Origin of the sequence: Rhodanobacter aciditrophus (assembly GCF_050026795.1) — a bacterium.
Classification (GTDB): Bacteria; Pseudomonadota; Gammaproteobacteria; order Xanthomonadales; family Rhodanobacteraceae; genus Rhodanobacter_A.
Genome location: NZ_JALBWP010000012.1, coordinates 31,131 through 49,456 on the forward strand (window position 1 = coordinate 31,131; position 18,326 = coordinate 49,456).

The 18,326-nt window shown below is 67.7% G+C and carries 17 protein-coding genes; 14 read left to right on the forward strand and 3 right to left on the reverse strand.

Features of this window, described 5'->3' with window-relative positions; translation table 11 throughout:
* Positions 1–41 precede the first annotated feature (41 nt).
* From ACQGNW_RS13310 to ACQGNW_RS13335, 6 genes are all read left to right on the forward strand, one after another.
* Positions 42–416 carry a SpoIIAA family protein gene (locus ACQGNW_RS13310; protein WP_426663690.1) on the forward strand — a complete coding sequence of 125 codons (375 nt, stop codon included), beginning with the start codon at positions 42–44 and terminating at the stop codon, positions 414–416.
* A 360-nt stretch (positions 417–776) separates the two neighbouring features.
* On the forward strand, positions 777–2,444 hold the full coding sequence (gene asnB / locus ACQGNW_RS13315) for an asparagine synthase B (protein WP_426663691.1): 1,668 nt from the start codon (positions 777–779) through the stop codon (positions 2,442–2,444).
* A 90-nt stretch (positions 2,445–2,534) separates the two neighbouring features.
* Positions 2,535–3,660, forward strand: a protein-coding gene (gene prfB, locus ACQGNW_RS13320; protein WP_426663692.1) for a peptide chain release factor 2 whose coding sequence is annotated in 2 segments (ribosomal slippage) — positions 2,535–2,609 and positions 2,611–3,660 — 1,125 coding nt in all. Because the reading frame shifts where the segments join, the coding sequence is not laid out codon by codon here.
* A 250-nt stretch (positions 3,661–3,910) separates the two neighbouring features.
* Positions 3,911–4,291 (forward strand): hypothetical protein, encoded by a 381-nt coding sequence (locus ACQGNW_RS13325; RefSeq protein ID WP_426663693.1) that lies wholly within the window; start codon positions 3,911–3,913, stop codon positions 4,289–4,291.
* 81 nt (positions 4,292–4,372) lie between these two features.
* Positions 4,373–5,893, forward strand: a complete 1,521-nt coding sequence (lysS, locus tag ACQGNW_RS13330) for a lysine--tRNA ligase (RefSeq protein ID WP_426663694.1) — start codon at positions 4,373–4,375, stop codon at positions 5,891–5,893.
* Between the two features lie 53 nt (positions 5,894–5,946).
* Positions 5,947–6,663, forward strand: a complete 717-nt coding sequence (locus ACQGNW_RS13335) for a hypothetical protein (RefSeq protein ID WP_426663695.1) — start codon at positions 5,947–5,949, stop codon at positions 6,661–6,663.
* A 33-nt stretch (positions 6,664–6,696) separates the two neighbouring features.
* Here the strand turns inward: ACQGNW_RS13335 and yidC are convergent, their stop codons facing one another.
* On the reverse strand, positions 6,697–7,332 hold the full coding sequence (gene yidC, locus ACQGNW_RS13340) for a membrane protein insertase YidC (protein WP_426663696.1): 636 nt from the start codon (positions 7,330–7,332) through the stop codon (positions 6,697–6,699).
* Positions 7,333–7,449: 117 nt separating this feature from the next.
* Here yidC and ACQGNW_RS13345 point away from each other — a divergent pair, with 117 nt between their 5' ends.
* The 6 genes from ACQGNW_RS13345 to ACQGNW_RS13370 all read left to right on the forward strand — a co-directional run bounded on the left by ACQGNW_RS13345 (position 7,450) and on the right by ACQGNW_RS13370 (position 14,569).
* On the forward strand, positions 7,450–7,749 hold the full coding sequence (locus ACQGNW_RS13345) for a YciI family protein (protein ID WP_426663697.1): 300 nt from the start codon (positions 7,450–7,452) through the stop codon (positions 7,747–7,749).
* An 8-nt stretch (positions 7,750–7,757) separates the two neighbouring features.
* Positions 7,758–7,997 carry a BolA family protein gene (locus tag ACQGNW_RS13350; RefSeq protein ID WP_426664767.1) on the forward strand — a complete coding sequence of 80 codons (240 nt, stop codon included), beginning with the start codon at positions 7,758–7,760 and terminating at the stop codon, positions 7,995–7,997.
* A 143-nt stretch (positions 7,998–8,140) separates the two neighbouring features.
* Positions 8,141–11,650: a chromosome segregation protein SMC gene (gene smc, locus ACQGNW_RS13355; protein ID WP_426663698.1), complete on the forward strand. Its 3,510-nt coding sequence runs from the start codon at positions 8,141–8,143 to the stop codon at positions 11,648–11,650.
* Between the two features lie 112 nt (positions 11,651–11,762).
* Positions 11,763–12,731, forward strand: coding sequence for a cell division protein ZipA (zipA, locus tag ACQGNW_RS13360; protein WP_426663699.1), 969 nt, complete (start codon positions 11,763–11,765; stop codon positions 12,729–12,731).
* 51 nt (positions 12,732–12,782) lie between these two features.
* Positions 12,783–13,649, forward strand: coding sequence for a PP2C family protein-serine/threonine phosphatase (locus ACQGNW_RS13365; RefSeq protein WP_426663700.1), 867 nt, complete (start codon positions 12,783–12,785; stop codon positions 13,647–13,649).
* 5 nt (positions 13,650–13,654) lie between these two features.
* Positions 13,655–14,569, forward strand: coding sequence for a LysM peptidoglycan-binding domain-containing protein (locus ACQGNW_RS13370; RefSeq protein WP_426663701.1), 915 nt, complete (start codon positions 13,655–13,657; stop codon positions 14,567–14,569).
* Positions 14,570–14,578: 9 nt separating this feature from the next.
* Here the strand turns inward: ACQGNW_RS13370 and ACQGNW_RS13375 are convergent, their stop codons facing one another.
* Both ACQGNW_RS13375 and ACQGNW_RS13380 read right to left on the reverse strand, forming a co-directional pair.
* The gene (locus tag ACQGNW_RS13375; RefSeq protein ID WP_426663702.1) at positions 14,579–16,279 is read right to left on the reverse strand and encodes a protein kinase domain-containing protein; all 1,701 of its coding nucleotides are present in this window, start codon (positions 16,277–16,279) and stop codon (positions 14,579–14,581) included.
* A 10-nt stretch (positions 16,280–16,289) separates the two neighbouring features.
* Positions 16,290–16,790: an FHA domain-containing protein gene (locus ACQGNW_RS13380; protein WP_426663704.1), complete on the reverse strand. Its 501-nt coding sequence runs from the start codon at positions 16,788–16,790 to the stop codon at positions 16,290–16,292.
* Positions 16,791–17,032: 242 nt separating this feature from the next.
* Here ACQGNW_RS13380 and ACQGNW_RS13385 point away from each other — a divergent pair, with 242 nt between their 5' ends.
* Positions 17,033–17,167, forward strand: a complete 135-nt coding sequence (locus ACQGNW_RS13385) for a hypothetical protein (protein ID WP_426663705.1) — start codon at positions 17,033–17,035, stop codon at positions 17,165–17,167.
* A 9-nt stretch (positions 17,168–17,176) separates the two neighbouring features.
* On the forward strand, positions 17,177–18,307 hold the full coding sequence (locus ACQGNW_RS13390; protein ID WP_426663706.1) for a PilT/PilU family type 4a pilus ATPase: 1,131 nt from the start codon (positions 17,177–17,179) through the stop codon (positions 18,305–18,307).
* The last annotated feature ends 19 nt before the right edge of the window (positions 18,308–18,326 follow it).

An 18,326-nucleotide genomic window follows, 5' to 3' on the forward strand; every position in this document is an offset into this window, starting at 1 on the left:
ATGCGCGCCAGACTGGCCATTCGTCCGCCACGGAGGCCGTCATGCTCGAACAGATCGATGGGTTACCGCCCGGCACGCTGGGTTTCCGCGCACATGGCCAGGTGACGGCCGCCGATTACGAGCAGGTGCTGGTGCCGGACGTGGAGGCGGTGTTTGCGCTCAACCGCAAGCTGCGCATGCTGTTCGTGGTGGCGCCGGACTTCACCGGTTTCGACGCCGGCGCGATGTGGGACGATTTCATGCTCGGCATCCGCCACATCAGCGGCTGGGATCGCGTGGCGCTGGTGACCGACGTGCCGTGGTTGCGCACCGCAACCAAGGTCTCGCGGTTCCTGGTGCCGGCCGATTTCCGCCTGTTCGCGCTGGCCGAACTGGAGCAGGCGACGCGCTGGATCACCGAGCCGATGGGCGAGTGAGCGGATGGACGGCCGGATGGCCTCATGCCGAATCGTCACTTGCGCCGGCGCCCGCCTTCTGTTCTAGTCGGTACATGACCTTCACGACCGCCATGTTGCCGATTGCCGCCGCGCTTGCCGCGCGGCGCCTCGTGGCGGCCGCCAACAACAATCGCGCGAACAATAACGCCAACCGTTGGCGGGCCCGCGCGTAGCTGAAGGCAACACCACCAGACACGCGACCAAGGCCCGCCCCGCGCGGGCCTTGGTGTTTTCGTGTGCTGGATTTGTGCGCGGCTCCATCCGCGCAAAGCAAGACCGGCCATCCATGGCCGACTTTCAAACAAAGCTTTCATCACCAGCAAACGAGGAACGCCCACCATGTGCTCGATTTTCGGAATGTTCGACCTGCAGCCGGGCGACGACCTTGCTGCGTTGCGCCGGCAGGCGCTGGAACTGTCGCAGCGCCAGCGCCATCGCGGCCCGGACTGGAGCGGCGTGTACGTCGACGCCGGGGTGATCCTGGTGCACGAGCGGCTGGCCATTGTCGATCCGGCGTCGGGCGCGCAGCCGCTGCGCTCGCGCGACGGCGCGCTGGCCCTGGCGGTGAACGGCGAGATCTACAACCATCGCGAACTGCGCGAGGCCAGCGGCTACGACTTCACCACCGGTTCGGATTGCGAGGTCATCAACGCCTTGTACCGCGAGCACGGCGCAGACTTCCTCGGCCGACTCAACGGCATCTTCGCCTTCGCGCTGTGGGACGGCGCGGCGCAGCGCTACCTGATCGCCCGTGACCCGATCGGCGTGTGCCCGCTCTACTGGGGGCACGACGCGGAAGGGCGGTTGTGCGTGGCCTCGGAGATGAAGGCGCTGGTCGGCGTGTGCGCGGACGTGGCGGCATTCCCGCCCGGCCACGTGTACGACAGTGCCACGGGCGAGCTGCGCCGCTACTACCGCAAGGATTGGCGCGACTACGCCGCCACGCGCGGCCACGACGTGCCGCTGGCCGAGCTGCGCGGGGCTTTCGAGCAGGCCGTGCACCGCCAGCTGATGACCGACGTGCCCTATGGCGTGCTGCTCTCCGGTGGCCTCGATTCCTCGCTGGTCGCCGCCTGCGCCGCGAAGTTCGCCCGCGAGCGCATCGAGGACGGCGACCGCAGCGAGGCCTGGTGGCCGCGCCTGCATTCCTTCGCGATCGGCCTGGAGGGATCGCCCGACCTGGCCGCCGCGCAGATCGCCGCCGACGCGTTGGGCACCGTGCACCACGGCTTCGTCTACACCTTCTGGGAAGGCCTGGACGCGGTGCCCGAGGTGATCCGCCACCTGGAGACCTACGACGTCACCACCATCCGTGCCGCCACGCCGATGTACTTGCTGGCCCGCCGGATCAAGGCCATGGGCGTGAAGATGGTGCTGTCGGGCGAAGGCTCCGACGAGATCTTCGGCGGGTATCTCTACTTCCACAAGGCGCCCTCGGCCGAGGCGTTCCACGAGGAGACCGTGCGCAAGCTCGATGCGCTGCACAGCTACGACTGCCTGCGCGCGAACAAGGCGATGATGGCCTGGGGCGTGGAGGCGCGCGTGCCGTTCCTGGACCTTGAATTCATCGACGTGGCGATGGGCATGGATGCCGCGCACAAGATGGCGGGCCGCGGCAGGATCGAGAAGCACGTGCTGCGCGCGGCCTTCGACGGCGCCCTGCCGAAGGAAATCCTGTGGCGGCAGAAGGAGCAGTTCAGCGACGGGGTCGGCTACGGCTGGATCGACGGCCTGAAGGCGCACGCCGAACAGATGGTGAGCGACCGCGAATTCGCCGCGGCGGCCGCACGCTTCCCGTTCAACACGCCCGCCACCAAGGAAGCGTATTTCTACCGGCGCATCTTCGAGCAGTTCTATCCCGGCGAGGCCTGCGCCGCCACGGTGCCGGGCGGCAAGTCGATTGCCTGCTCGTCGCCCGCCGCGCTGGCCTGGGACCCGGCGTTCGCCGGCATGGCGGATCCGTCCGGGCGCGCGGTGCGCGGCGTCCACGAGCAGGCGCTGGCCTGAATGGTGCAGCGCCGTATCGGAGCCGGATTTGCTACGATACGGCGTTTCCCATCCGGCATCGTTCGCGACGCCCCAACGACTGGTTCAACCATGATCGAGACCAATCCGATCCTCGCGCAGATCGCGGACCTCACGGCCCGCGTCGAGTCGCTTAGGGGGTATCTTTGACTACGCCACCAAGCGTGAGCGCCTCGAGGAAGTAAGCCGCGAGCTGGAAAGTCCCAACGTCTGGGACGACCCGCCGCGTGCGCAGGAACTGGGCCGCGAACGTGCGCGCCTGGACACCGTGGTCACCGGCATCGACGAACTAACCGCAGGCCTGTCCGACGCGAAGGAGCTGCTGGAGATGGCCGCCGCGGACAGCGACGAGGAGACCGTCGCTTCGGTTGCCGATGATGTGGCCAAGCTCGAGGCCCGCGTCGGCAAGCTGGAATTCCAGCGCATGTTCTCCGGCAAGATGGATTCGGCGAACGCCTTCGTGGATATCCAGGCTGGCGCCGGCGGCACCGAGGCGCAGGACTGGGCCGAGATGCTGCTGCGCATGTACCTGCGCTGGGCCGAATCGCGCGGCTGGAAGACCGAGCTGCTGGAAGTCTCCGGCGGCGAAGTCGCGGGCATCAAGTCGGCCACGTTCCGCGTCGAGGGCGACTATGCCTACGGCTGGCTGAAGACCGAGATCGGCGTGCACCGCCTGGTGCGCAAGAGCCCGTTCGACTCGGACAACCGCCGCCACACCAGCTTCACCAGCGTGTTCGTCTCGCCGGAAGTCGACGACGACATCGACATCGAGATCAACCCGGCGGACCTCAAGACCGACGTGTACCGCTCGTCCGGCGCCGGCGGCCAGCACGTGAACAAGACCGAGTCCGCGGTGCGCATCACCCACGTTCCCAGTGGCGTGGTGGTGGCCTGCCAGACCGAACGCTCGCAGCACGCCAACCGCGACCGCGCGATGAAGATGCTGGCGGCCAAGCTGTATGAGCTGGAAGTGCAGAAGCGCAATGCCGAAAAGGATGCGCTGGAAGCATCCAAGTCCGACATCGGCTGGGGCAGCCAGATCCGCAACTACGTGCTGGACCAGAGCCGCATCAAGGACCTGCGCACCGGCGTGGAGCGTTCCGACACGCAGAAGGTGCTGGACGGCGACCTCGACGAATTCATCGAGGCCAGCCTGAAGTCCGGCCTGGACGCGGGTGCCAAGCGCGTCGATGCCTAGGAGCCTGCCGGACTCTGATTGGCCGGTCTGCGAATCCGGCTGAGTGGTCCATATTTCTGCCGGTTCCTGCCCCATGGATTCACTATGGGGCGGCGAATTGTCGAAAAATCTGTCCTTACACAGCCGAATTCTCGACTCGACCATCAAAGTCCGACAGACTTCAGGAAATCCGTGTCGCGGTTTCAGCCGCGGTACGGAAACCCGCTTGTATAGACCTTTCCGGGTTTCCCACATTGACGAGGTAGCCAGCATGAATGCCAGGAAGACTTGCAGCATCCTGTTTGCCTGTGCCGCCCTGGTGGCGTTCGGCGCCAGCGCGCAGAGCGCGGGCCAGGACATCAAGCAGGGCGCGAAGGACGTCGGCCACGGTGTCGCCACCGGTGCCCGCGACGTGGGCCATGCGACCAAGCACGTCACCAGGAAGGTCGGCCACGGCGCCAAGGAAGCCGGAACCGGCATCGGCCACGGCGCCAAGAAGGCAGGCCTCGCCGTCGGCCATGGCGCGAAGAAGGCCGGCATCGCCGTCGGCCACGATGCGAAGAAGGCCGGCATCGCGATCGGCCACGGCGCGCGTGAAGGCTGGGATGCCACCAAGCACGCGGTGAAGCACGTGTTCGGCAAGGACGATTGAGTACCTGCGGACGCGCATCTTTCCCTACCATCCCACGAACCATTCTCCGCCGGTGCGGACGCCGGCAGCCACGGAAAACCCATGAGCGAAGCCACCGATACCCAGCCCGTCGACGAGAACAAGCTGATCGCCGAGCGCCGCGAGAAACTCACGGCGCTGCGCGGGCAGGGCATCGCCTTCCCCAACGACTTCAAGGTGGACAGCTTCGTAGGCGATCTGCAGGACGAGTACGCCGACAAGGACAGGTACACCGCCGAGGCCGTCGAGGCGGCGCAGCGCCGGGTGAAGGTGGCCGGCCGCATCGTGCTGAAGCGCGTGCAGGGCAAGGTCAGCTTCGTGCAGATGCAGGACATGACCGGCCGCATCCAGTTGTTCATCCACCAGGGCACGGTGGGTGAGGCTGTGTACGAGGCGTTCAAGGGCTGGGACATGGGCGACATCGTCGGCGCCGAAGGCCTGCTGATGCGCACCAAGACCGGCGAGCTGTCGGTGAAGGTGGACATCCTGCGCCTGCTCACCAAGAGCCTGCGCCCGCTGCCCGACAAGCACCACGGCATGGCCGACGTGGAGCAGCGCTACCGCCAGCGCTACGTCGACCTGATCGTGACCCAGGAAGCGCGCGACACCTTCCAGAAGCGCTCGCGCATCATCGGCTTCATCCGCCAGTGGCTGGAGGCGGCACCGCGCCGCTTCATGGAAGTGGAAACGCCGATGATGCACGTCATCCCCGGCGGCGCCACGGCCAAGCCGTTCATCACCCACCACAACGCGCTGGACATGGACCTCTACCTGCGCGTGGCGCCGGAGCTGTACCTGAAGCGCCTGGTGGTCGGCGGTTTCGACCGCGTCTACGAGATCAACCGCAACTTCCGCAACGAGGGCGTGTCGACCCGGCACAACCCCGAGTTCACCATGCTGGAGCTGTACCAGGCCTACGCCACCTACAACGAGATCATGGACCTCACCGAGAACCTGATCCGCGAGACGGCGAAGGCGGTGATCGGCACTACGGCGCTGACCTGGGAAGGCGCCGAGATCGACGTCGGCCCGGCCTTCCGCCGCTGGACGATGGAAGACGCGGTGCTGGAGCACAACCCCGGGATCAGGCGCGAGGAACTGCGCGACCGCGCGGCGATGGCTGCGCATGCCAAGCGCCTCGGCGTGCAGGTCAAGGACGGCTACGGCTGGGGCAAGCTGCTGCTGGAGATCTTCGAGAAGACGGTGGAGCACACCCTGATCCAGCCCACCTTCATCACCCAGCACCCGGTCGAGGTCTCGCCGTTGGCGCGCGAGAGCGACGCCGACAAGGGCATCACCGACCGCTTCGAACTGTTCGTCAACGGCAAGGAGATCGCGAACGGCTTCTCCGAGTTGAACGACCCGGAAGACCAGGCTGCGCGCTTCCAGGCCCAGGTCGACGCAAAGGACGCCGGCGACGACGAGGCGATGCACTTCGATGCCGACTACATCCGCGCGTTGGAAGTGGGCCTGCCGCCCACCGGTGGCCTCGGCATCGGCATCGACCGTCTGGTGATGCTGCTCACCGATTCCGCCTCGATCCGCGACGTGCTGCTGTTCCCGTACATGCGGCCGGAGGCGTGATTTTTTAAACTTTTCTCGGGCGTGTGTGTCTTATTTTTCCGAAGGAGTGGATAGTGGAAAAGAAAGAAAATCGCGATGGGCTGCGTCTATTCTTATTGGTTATTGCTTTCGTAACAATCTCCGGCTGTGGCAGCGCGACTCTGAAGCCAGAGATTCCTATCAATCGGCCGTTGATACCTGCCGTTATTTATGTTCCGAAATGCGTCAGTAACGAATCTGGCTTGTGGGGGGTGATGGGTGCTGCAGACAGAGCGTGGGGAGAAGGGGTTTGTGCTGCTCTTGAGTCAGCTTTGGCGGCGCGAGTATCTGGAGCTAATGATCAGTTCAAGCTGGCTCAAGCGGAGCCGAATGTAAGCAAGGGCTTTTCTGATGAGGGCGGCCTTTCTAGATTTTTTCACGCAGTAGACAAAAAAGTGGAGCGGTCGTTCAACATCGTTCCAAATGCTGGTGTAGAAAAATCTATGGGCGCGAAGTACAGGGTGGTTCTTGCACAGCCTACGTCGTACAGAGTTGTCAATGGCAATATGTCTCACGTCGTCGCAGATATGTGGTTTGAGATCGTGGATATATATTCCAACAAAGTAATTTTGCAGACTTCACTTCATCCCGATGGTGCTGGAATTAAAGGAGCTGCGGATCTTGCTGACAGGCTTGTTCGTGGGCTGGAAGGGCCTCGATGCGAAACATTGAATGGATGGTCGATCAATGGGGTGCTGAACGACCCGATGCGGAATAAGTGCGATACTTTCGCCCTTCCCTCGAAGGAATAGAGAGAAATACCGGGAAAATGGCAGGGCGCTTTTTCAGACGGGCAGGCGGCGGACGCGCTGCCGCAGCAGCAGGTTCTGCGCCACGGTCACGCTGCCCGAGCCCAGCCAGTACAGCCCCAGCCCGGCGGCCACATGCCACACCATCAGGAATGAAATCACCACCGGCAGCCAGTGCAGCAGGGTGCGTACCTGCTCGGGCAGCATGGGGTTGAACAACATAACGACCATGCTCACGGCCGCCACCAGCAGCGCAAGCCACAGATCGGGCCGCGCCAGTTTCGGTATCCACAGGAAGGAACCCGTGCTGGTCACGCCCTGACGGATCGCTGCACAGATGCCGGCGCTCATCGGCGCCTGCACCAGTGCTGTGAGCAGGCCGCTGCCGAGTCCGCTGGCGATGCCGTGCTCGCGATACAGGGACTGCATGGCGGCGGCATGCGCCGCGGGGTCCTTCGCGTGGTGTTCTCGCAGGCGTTCCAATAGAGGGTTCAACGCCGCCAGCTTGCGCTGGCGCAGCCAGCCTTGTTCGGCGGCATGCAGCGTCATCGGCAGCAGCGTCAGACGCACGGTCATTGCGAGTGCGATCACGGCGAGCCCGTAGCTGCCGTCGAGCCACGCCGCCAGTTGGTTGAGCAGCGCGGCGATCCCGTCTACGAAAATCGTCCACATGAGGCACTCTCCCCATTGCATCGGTGATGACGTCTGCAAGGTGGGCATCGCCCCAGCCGCTTCAAGTGGGCGCAGTCGGGTAAAATTGCGGTTTCGACCTGCAACGGAGCCATGCCCATGTGGTTTGCGATCATCGCCCAGGATCATCCCGGTTCGCTGGACAAGCGCCTTGCCGTGCGCGCCGAGCATCTGGAGCGGTTGAGCAAGCTGCAGGACGAAGGGCGCATGCTGCTGGCCGGTCCGTTCCCGGCGATCGAGTCGGAGAGCCCCGGCCCGGCCGGCTTCACCGGCAGCCTGATCGTGGCCGAGTTCGCCTCGCTGGCCGACGCCGAGGCCTGGGCCAGGGTCGATCCATACGTGGCCGCCGGCGTCTACGCCGAGGTGAGCGTCAAGCCGTTCCGCAAGGTCCTGCCGTGAGCGAGGCGATGGTCGAGCAGATCCGTTCGCGCCTTGCCGCCGCGTTCTCGCCCAGCGAGCTGGACGTGGCGGACGAGGGGCACAAGCACATCGGCCATGCGGGGGAGGGCAAGGGGCACTACCACGTGCACATCGTCAGCCCCGCGTTCGCCGGGGTGCCGCCGATCAGGCGCCACCGGATGGTCTATGCCGCGCTGGACGACCTGATGAATCACGGCATCCATGCGCTGTCGATAGATGCCAAGTAAAAATACCTTTATAAACAATAAATAGTAATGCATTTCTACGGTGAAACATCACGTAGAAATGCATTGCGGCACCGCCCCACCTTTGGCACAGTGCCTTGTCGCCCGAGCCCTCGGGCGCCCTCCGATTTCCCTGCGATGACCGCATGCGCCTGACCACCATCAAACTTGCCGGCTTCAAGTCCTTCGTCGACCCGACCACGCTGCATCTGCCGGCCAACATGACCGGTGTGGTGGGGCCGAACGGCTGCGGCAAGTCCAACATCATCGACGCGATCCGCTGGGTGATGGGCGAGAGCGCGGCCAGCCGCCTGCGCGGCGACTCGCTCACCGACGTGATCTTCTCCGGTTCCACGTCGCGCAAGCCGGTGGGGCAGGCCACGGTGGAGCTGATCTTCGACAACGCCGACGGCACCGTGCAGGGCGAATACGGCCAGTACGCCGAGATCTCGGTGAAGCGCCAGGTGACGCGCGACGGGCAATCCTTCTACTTCCTCAACGGCGCGCGCTGCCGCCGCCGCGACATCACCGACCTGTTCCTCGGCACCGGCCTGGGCCCGCGCAGCTACTCGATCATCGAGCAGGGCATGATCTCGCAGATCATCGAGGCGCACCCCGAGGAGCTGCGCACGCACCTGGAAGAGGCCGCCGGCATCTCCAAGTACAAGGAGCGCCGCAAGGAAACCGAGAGCCGCATCAAGTCCACCCGCGAGAACCTCGACCGCGTGAAGGACGTGCGCGACGAGGTGGACAAGCAGCTCGAACACCTGAATCGCCAGGCCCGCGCCGCCGAGCGCTGGAAGGCCTACAAGGAAGAGGAAACCCGCAAGCAGGCCGAGCTGCGCGCGCTGGAATACCGCGCGCTGAAGGGCCAGCACGACGGCGAGGGCGCGGGCCTGTCCGCCGCCGAGATCGAGATCGAGAAGCAGCTGGCCGGCCAGCGCGAGATCGAGGCGCAGATCGAAGCGATGCGCGAGCGGCACACCGAGGCCGGCGAGCACCTGAATTCGGTGCAGGCCGAGGTCTACAAGGTCGGCGCCGAGATCGCCCGCGTCGAGCAGCAGGTGCGCCACAACCGCGAAACCGCCGAGCGCCTGCAGCGCGCCCAGGGCGAGGCCGAGCGCGAACATGCCGAGCTGGCCGAACACATCGCCGGCGACCGTGCGCAGGTGGAAACGCTGCGCATGGCGCTGGCCGAGGGCGAACCGAAACTCGAAGCGCTGCAGCAGCTGCAGGATGACACCGCCGAGGCGCAGCGCAGCGCCGAGACGAAACTCGCCGACTGGCAGCAGCGCTGGGACGCGCACACCCGCACCGCGGGCGAATCCAGCCGCGCCGCCGAGGTGGAGCGCACCAAGCTCAACTATCTCGACCGCCAGGCGATCGACCTGGCCAAGCGCCGCGAGGCGCTGGAGGCCGAGCAGAAGGCCACCGACCTGGCCGCGCTGGACGCTGCCGCCGAGCAGATGCACCTGGAGCACGACACCCAGCGTGAGAAGGTGGAAGCGCTGGGCAGCCTGCTCGACCAGCACAAGACCACCCACGAGAAGGTGCTGGACGAGGAGCGCCAGCTGCAGTCCACGCTCAACGAGGCACGCTCGCAGCTGCAGACCGCGCGCGGCCGGCAGTCCTCGCTGGAGGCCCTGCAGCACGCCGCGCTGGGCCAGGAGGAGAACGCCGCCAGCCAGTGGCTCGCCCGCCTGGGCCTGGACAAGTCGCCCCGCCTCGGCGAAGCGCTGCAGGTGGAAGCCGGCTGGGAAACTGCAGTCGAGACCGTGCTGTCCGGCTTCATCGACAGCGTGCTGGTCGATGGCGCGCACGCGCTCGCCGCCGACTTCGCCGCGCTGGAGAACGCCGACGTCGCGCTGCTCGATGCCGCCGAGGGCGGTGCCAGCACCGCCGGAACGCTGGCCGCCCACGTGCGTGGTCCGGCGGCGGCCGTCGCCATCCTCGGCCACGTGCTCGTCGCCGAGACGCTGGACGAGGCGCATCAGCGCGTGGCTGGCCTGTCCGCGCTGGCGCCGTACCAGTCGGTGATCACCCGCGGCGGCGAATGGCTGGGCCCGGGCTGGGCGCGCGTGCGCCGCGCGCAGGGCAACCAGGTCGGCGTGCTGGCGCGCGAGCGCGAGATCCGCACGCTGGCCGAGCAGGTCGCCGCGCTGGAAGCGCGCATCGAGGAATGCACGGCGCAGCTCGACGAGCTGCGCACGCGCAAGTTCGAGGCCGAGCGCGCCCGCGACGACACCCAGCGCGAGCTGTACAACGCGCACCGCCGCCAGAGCGAGCTCGCCGGCCAGCTGCAGAGCCATCGCGGCAAGCTGGAAACCGCGCGCGCCCGCGGCGAGAAGGTGGCCGGCGAACTCGCCGTGCTGGTCGAACAGCTGGACGAGCTGCAGACACAGACCCGCGAGGCGCGGGCGCGGCTGGACGAATCGGTCGGCCACATGGGCGACCTCGAAGACCAGCGCCGCGAGCTGGAGAACGAGCGCCGCGCCTTGCTGGAAGCGCGCGAGGAAGCGCGCATGAACGCGCGCGAGGCGGCCGACCAGGCGCACGCGCTGGCCTTGTCGCTGGAGTCCAAGCGCTCCTCGCTGGCCTCGCTGGAACAGTCGCTGGCGCGCATGGAGAACCAGCTGCGCCAGATCGAGGCGCGCCGCGGCGAGATCGCCGAACAGCTCGCCGCCGGCTCCGATCCCATCGCCGAACTGGAGGCCGAGCGGCAGACCTATCTGGACCAGCGCCTGCTGGTGGACAAGCAGATGGTCGAGGCGCGCCGTGCACTGGAGGAATGCGACATCGCGTTCCGCCAGCTGGAACAGCGCCGCCATCTCGCCGAACAGAGCCTTTCCGCGCTGCGCGAGAGCCTCTCCGAGAAGCGCCTTGCCGCACAGGCGCTGCAGCTGCGCGCCGAGCAACTGGCGGAAGCGATCGCCGCGTCCGGACTGGAGCTGGAGGCCTTGCTGGCCGAATTGCCCGAAGAGGTGGACGCCAGCCAGTGGCGCTCCCAGCTCGCCGACCTCGCCGGCAAGATCGCGCGACTGGAGCCGGTGAACCTCGCGGCGATCCAGGAGCATGCCGAGCAGAGCGAGCGCAAGACCTATCTCGACAACCAGCTGGCCGACCTCACCAGCGCGATGGAGACGCTGGAAGGCGCGATCAAGAAGATCGACCGCGAGACGCGCCAGCGCTTCAAGGAAACCTTCGACAAGGTCAACGCCGGCGTGCAGGAGCTGTTCCCGCGCCTGTTCGGCGGCGGCCATGCCTACCTCGAACTCACCGGCGACGACCTGCTCGACACCGGCGTGGCGATCATGGCACGCCCGCCCGGCAAGCGCCCGTCCAACATCTCGCTGCTCTCCGGCGGCGAGAAGGCGCTCACCGCGGTGGCGCTGGTGTTCGCCATCTTCAACCTAAACCCCGCGCCGTTCTGCCTGCTCGACGAGGTGGACGCGCCGCTGGACGAGGCCAACGTGGGCCGCTTCTCCAGCATGGTGCGCGAGATGAGCGAGCGGGTGCAGTTCATCTTCATCAGCCACAACAAGGCCACCATGGAGGCGGCCAGCCAGCTGTGCGGCGTGACCATGCGCGAGCCCGGCGTGTCGCGCCTGGTGCAGGTGGACCTGGCTGAAGCGGCTAAACTGGCAGGCACCGCCTGAGCCGCGCCGCCGGCGCGCCGGCACGCATTGAGGAGCGTCCCCGGACAGTCGCCGGGGGCGCGGATTCGACAACCGCCTGCAGGCGGTGCTCGAACTACACGAGGAACCGATGATGACGCTGCAACCCGTGCTTGCCCTAGCCTGGAATCCGGCGGTCGGCATACCGCTGCTGATCGTCGGGGTGGTCGCGCTCGCCCTGATCTGGCTGTTCGGCCAGCCGAAGAAGGAGCAGCAGGGCAGGCGGCGCATGCCGACCGGGCAGGGTGCGCACGGCGGCGAACGCCGCGAACCCACGCTGGGCGAAGCCGGCGAGGGGGACGAGCTCTCGTTCAGTGCCACCGACCACGCGCCGGACGACGAAGCGCCGCCGCAGCAGGGCGAGCTGGACGTCGGCCTGCGCCAGGAACTCGAGCGTCTTGGCGCCACGCTCGCCGGCGAGCGCAACGCGCCGCTGTCGCGCGGCAAGCTGGCCGGGCAGGCCGCCTCGATCGTCGATGCGCTGCGTGCACCGTCGTCGGCGTCGCCGGCGGCAGCCGCGCCGGCTGCCCCGGCGCCAGGCCAGGCGTCCGCGCCGGCAGCGCAGGCGTCCCGCCTGCCGCCGCGCTCCGACCTCGGCCGCCGTCCGCCGCAGGTGGCGGTGGAGCGCATCGTCACCCTGTTCGTGATGGCGCGCGAAGGCAGCCACTTCAACGGCTCCGACCTCATCGTGGCGGCCGAGAAGGCCGGCCTGGAGTTCGGCGACATGGGCATCTACCACCGTCTCGTCGACGGCAAGCGCGAACTCGGCCCGATCTTCAGCGTCGCCAACATGCTGAAGCCCGGCAGCTTCGACTTGGCCCGGCTCGACGCCTTGCGCACGCCCGGCCTCAGCTTCTTCATGACGCTGCCCGCGCCGCTGCCCGCGCTCGACGCCTGGGACACCATGCTGCCCACCGCGCAGCGCATGGCGGAACTGCTCGACGGCCAGGTGCTTGACGAGGAACGCAACGCGCTCGGCCGCCAGCGCATCGCCCATATCCGCGACGAACTGCGCGGCTGGGACCGCGACCACGAAGGCGAGGAAATCCATTTCGGGCGCTGAGCGTCCGGACACGCGCTGCTGGCTGGGTCGTGTTTCGAAAGGGGGCGGACGATGGACCAGGCGATCGACTTCCAGGCCTTGCCGCAGGTCGCGGCGGGACGTGCCCGCGGCGGCCGCGATGTGCAGCAGGATGCACTGCTCTGCCTGCACGATCCTGCCACTGACAGCCTGCTGCTGGTGCTGGCCGACGGCATGGGGGGCGACGGCGCGGGCGAGCTGGCCGCCGAAGGCGTGGTCGCCGCCGCGCGCCGCCTGTGGGAACGGGGCCTGTGGCGGGAGCAGCCCGGTGCGCTGTTCCTGGAGGCCTTGTGCCAGGAAGCGCATGCCGAACTGGTCCGCCGCCGCGAGGGGCTGACCGCGGGCGAACCCCATTCCACCGTGGTCGCACTGCTGGTGCGCGGCAAGCAGGCGTACTGGGTCCACGTGGGCGACAGCCGGCTGTACCGCTTCCAGGGCCGCCGTTGCCTGAGTCGCACCGAGGACCACAGCGTCGCCCAGCTCAAGCTGCGCCGTGGCGAGATCGCGCCGGAGCAGCTGGCCAGCGACCCCGACCAGCACAAGCTGCTGCGCGGACTCGGCGGCAGCTCCGCCCCCGAGGTCGAGCACGGCGGCGCGATCCTGCACGCGGGGCAGACCTTCGCGCTGTGCAGCGACGGCGTCTGGGAGCAGCTGTCCACCCAGGAATTGCGTCGGCTGTCGCGTCGCCGCAACCAGGGTGCTGCGCTGCACGAAGCCTTGCGGCTGGCCACCGCACGCGGCGGCGAGCAGGGCGACAACGCGGCGCTGATCTTCGTGCGGATAGGCGGCGCGGGCTGGCTGCGCCGCTGCGGCGAGAAGCTCTGGTCCGCCGTGCATCCCATCGGCGCCACGGCGCACGGTTCCGGCGAGCGGAACCTGGCTGGCGACGGCGAGGCATGAAGGCGATGACGTTCGCATACCGGTCGTTGCGCATCGTTCTGCCGCTGGCCCTGGCCGGCGTGGCCGGGTGCGCGCAGATGACCACGCTGAAGAACAAGGTCGACGACCGGCTGAGCGGATCGCCGCGAGTCACCGTGGAGCGGGCAGCGCCCGAAACGGAGGCGCCGGCAACCGCGCCGCCGTCGCTGCGCGCGATCGTCAGCGACGACCTGCAGCGGGGCCGCTACACCGAAGGCGAGCGTGCCCTGCGCCAATACCTTGCCGTGCATCCCGGCGACCGCACCGCGCAGGCGCTGCTGCACCAGCTCACCGTCGACCCGGCGCGCGAGCTCGGCACACGTTCGCGCAGCTATACCGTCCGTCCCGGCGATTCCTACAGCATCCTGGCCGCGCGCTATCTGGGTGACGCGCAGCGCTTCCTGATCCTGGCGCGCTACAACGACTCGTCCGATCCATCGATGCTGCGCGCAGGCCAGACGCTGCGCCTGCCGCTGGCCGCCGGGTCGCCGGGCGCAGAGACGTCGCCCGTTGCCACGGAAGCGGACAGGGCGGCGCCCGCGGCATCCGCCGCCCCCGGCGCGGGCGCGTCCGGCGAATCGACGGTGGCGAAAGCGCGCCGCCTGCAACGCGAGAGCCTGTCCCTGCTGGCGCAGGGGCACAAGGACCGGGCGCTGGTCCAGCTCGACGAGGCGCTGTCGCTCGATCCGCGACTGAAACCCAGCAATCCGCAGGCGGCCGCCATGCGCCAGCAACTGCTGAGCGCCTATCACCAGCGTGCGATCGTGCTGTACCGCGACCAGAAGCTGGATCCGGCCATCGCCCTGTGGGATCACGTGCTGGCGATCGATCCGTCCTACGAGCCCGCGGTGGTCTATCGCGCCCGTGCGCTCGAGCTCAAGCAGCGCCTGAAGCAGTTCTGATCCGGCGCATCAGGGTGCGTCCGGTTCGGAGTCCGGCGGCTGGATGATGCGCGTGGGCTGCACGGCCGGCTCCGCGTCGACGCGCGGCGAGGTGGACAGCGCGGCCAGATTCTGCTGGCGTGCCTGCAGCGCGCTGTTCATCAGGTTGAAGGCGGCGAACAGCTGGCCCAGCTCGTCCCGCCGCACCAGCCGGATGCGGTGGTGGAAATCACCGCGGCCGACGCGGAGCAGGGCGTCGCTCAGCATCTTCAGCAGGGCGAACGGACGGCGGAACAGCCAGTAGGCGGCGCCGACCACCGCCGTGAGCGTCACCATCAGCACGGCGAGGATCACCCACAGCGTGGTGCGCTGGGCGGTGCGCAGGGGCGCGCTGCTGATGCCCAGGCGCAACTCGCCCACCGTCTTCGCCTGGTAGCGGATCGGCACGTCGAACAGCAGCATGGCGCCGTCGCCGCTGCTGGCGATCTGTCCACGGTAGCTGTTGACGCCGTCGTCCCGGGACAGCGGCTTCTGCCCCGCCGGCGCGGGCAGCGGCCGGCCGATATCCGCGGCCTGTGTGCTGGCCACCACGTTGCCCAGGCGGTCGGCGACGGCGAGGTAGTGGATTTGCCGGTTCTGCGCGATGTCCTGCACCAGCGCGCGCGTGGCGGCCTGGTCGTTCAGCAGCAGGTTTTCCGCCGCCTCGCCGGCGATCATGCGGCCCAGCGAACCGCCGAAATCCAGGGCGAGACCGGTGACGGCAGTGTTCTGCTTGGCGTAGATCGTGGCCAGCCCGAGCAGCAATACCAGGCACAGCGTGGCGCCGAGCGAGCTCGCCCAGCGCAGGCGCAGCGAGATGATGCGGTTGGCGATCGGCTTTTCGTGCAGGCGTTCGTATTCGCGGCGCGCCTGGCGCAGGTCGTCGACGACCTCGGCGCCGCTCTGGTAGCGTTCGGCCGCAGCCGGCGAGAGCAGAGTGCGCACGATGCCCACCAGCATCGAAGGCGTGGCCGGGTCCAGCGGCTCGATCGGCGGCCGCGGCAGGCGCTGCCGTTCGCGGATCAGCCGCGGCACGTCGGAAATCTCGCGCCACGGCAGCTTGCCGGTGATCAGCCAGTGCATCACCACACCCAGCGAGAACAGGTCGCTGCGGGCGTCGTCCGGTTCCCCGCGCAGGCGCTCCAGGGCCATGTACGCCGGGGTTCCGCCGATCTCGCCGCTGGCGGCACGCGCGCCGCGCCGCTCGGCGATGCCGAAATCGCTGAGCTTGGCGTAATGCCAGCCCTCGGCCAGCATGATGTTCTCGGGCTTGATGTCGTGATGGACGATGCCCTGCTCGTGCGCGTAGTTCAGCGCGGCGGCCATCTGGCTGGCCAGCTCGATGACCATGGGCAGCGGCGGCAGACCTTCGCTGGCGACCCTGCTCGCCAGCGTCTCGCCGCCCAGGCGCTCCATCGCGATGTAGGGACGGCCGTCGTCGGTTTCGCCCGCATCGAAGACGGTGACGATGTTCGGGTGGACCAGGTGCCCGGCCGCGCGTGCCTCGGCGACGAAGCGCCGCCGGTAGGCCGCGTCGGCGGCCACGTGGTGGTGCAGGCACTTGATGGCGACCTGACGCTGGATGCCGGGATCGAAACCTGCATAGACTACCGCCATCGCACCTTCACCGAGCACGCCGTCGATGCGGTAGCGTCCGATCGTGCGTGGTACGGCGGCGGCACGGGCGTTCACGCCGGAATCCTCAGTACAGCCGCCAGGCCAGGTCGGCAAGGGCAGCCAGCGCCACCAGCGCCAGCAACCCGGCGGCCAGCAGTTTCAGCTTGCCGAAGCGGGCAGCGTGCTGGTCGCGGGTCAGGAAAACGAATTCGGCCACGCCCAGCCGGATGCGGTCGCCGTGGCGCAGCACCGCCTCGTGGACGCGCTGCCCGTTCACGAAGGTGCCGTTGGTGGACAGCGTGTTCATGATCACGTAGTGGCCCTGCTGATTCATGATCCAGGCGTGCGAGGCCGACACGCTGGTATCCGCGATCACGATGTCGTTGTCGCCGCGCCGGCCGATCGTCTGCCGGCCCGGACGCACCGTGTAGCGCCGGCGGTCAAGCTCGCCGCCCACGCCTTCCAGCACCGGCTCGTGGACGCTGGCGCGCCCGGTCGGAGCGGGCGCGGGCTCGCCGGCCTGCAGGCGCAGCTCCTCCGCGGAAAACAGCCGTGTCCCCTGGGGGCCCGCGGAACGTCGTGGCATCGGTTTGTCGTGGCTCATGGCGGGCGCTTGGGATTCTGGCTCGACACTATAGCCAATCGCCTTGCCGATTCTGTGGATGTCGCCTCGGTCCAACGCTGCGGTCAGGACCGGGCACGTTGATCCCGATCAATCCGGCCGGTGCCGCGAAGGCTAGGGTAGGTCGGTGGCACGTCCTCGCCGACTCCGCGGGGCTGTGCTGCGCCTGGATGGATCGCGGTTCCCGATCGACGCAGGAGGGTGAGATGACGTCCGACGCCCCGCTGGTGGTCTGGTTCGACGAGCTGGGACAGCATGACGTGCCGCGTGTCGGCGGCAAGAACGCCTCGCTCGGCGAGATGGTGAGCCATCTCGCCGCATGCATGCTGCCGCGTAGATGAGGTGAGGGCATGGACATCTCCAATCTGCTTGCGAGCATGGCGACCCAGCATGCCTCCGACCTCTACCTGAGCCACGGGGCATCGCCGCTGATGGTGGTTGCCGGCGTGCCGTGCTACGTCGGTGACACGCCGCTCACCCCGGCCGACACGCATGCGATTGCCTATTCGGTGATGAGCGATCGCCAGCAGAAGGAATTCGAATCCACGCTGGAGATGAATCTCGCCATCGCGCTGGCGGGCATCGGCCGGTTTCGCGTCAACGTGTATCGGCAGCGCGGCGAGGTGGCGGTGGCGATCCGCTACATCACCACCGACATCCCGGACATCGACAGCCTGCGCCTGCCGTCCAGGTTGCGCGACCTGGTGATGCTGCCGCGCGGACTGGTGCTGGTGGTCGGCGCGACGGGCTCGGGAAAGTCGACGACGCTGGCGTCGATGCTCGACTACCGCAATCGCAACCGCAGCGGGCACATTCTTGCCATCGAGGATCCCGTCGAATACCTGCATCAGCACCGCAGGTCGGTCATCGACCAGCGTGAGGTGGGTATCGACACGCTGAGCTACGCGAATGCGTTGCGCAACGCCATGCGCGAAGCGCCACACGTGATCATGATCGGCGAGATTCGCGACCGCGAGACCATGCAGCAGGCGATCTCCTACGCCGAAACAGGGCACCTGTGCCTGTCGACCCTGCATGCCAGCAACGCCAACCAGACGCTCGACCGCATTCTCAACTTCTTCCCCGACACCGCGCGGCATCAGCTGCTGATCGACCTTTCGCTCAACCTCAAGGCCGTCGTTTCGCAGCGGCTGCTGCATGCGCTCGACGGCAGCCGCGTTCCCGCCGTGGAATTGCTGCTGGTCACCGCCTACGTTTCCGACCTGATCGAGAAAGGCGAGATCGCGACCATCCGCGAGACCATGAAGCAGGGCACGGAGGTCGGCATGCAGACCTTCGACCAGGCGCTGTACGCGCTTTACGCGGCCGGCACGATCGGCTACGCGGAAGCGCTGGAGCACGCCGACTCGCGTACCGACCTCGCGTTGCGGATACGCCTGCAGGGCCCGGCTCCCAAGGAGAGTGCCACCGGCGTGGTCGCAGGCGTGGACTTGCCGCTGTCCCTGAAACTGGGGCGGTGAGCGGCCCTGGCGAATCACG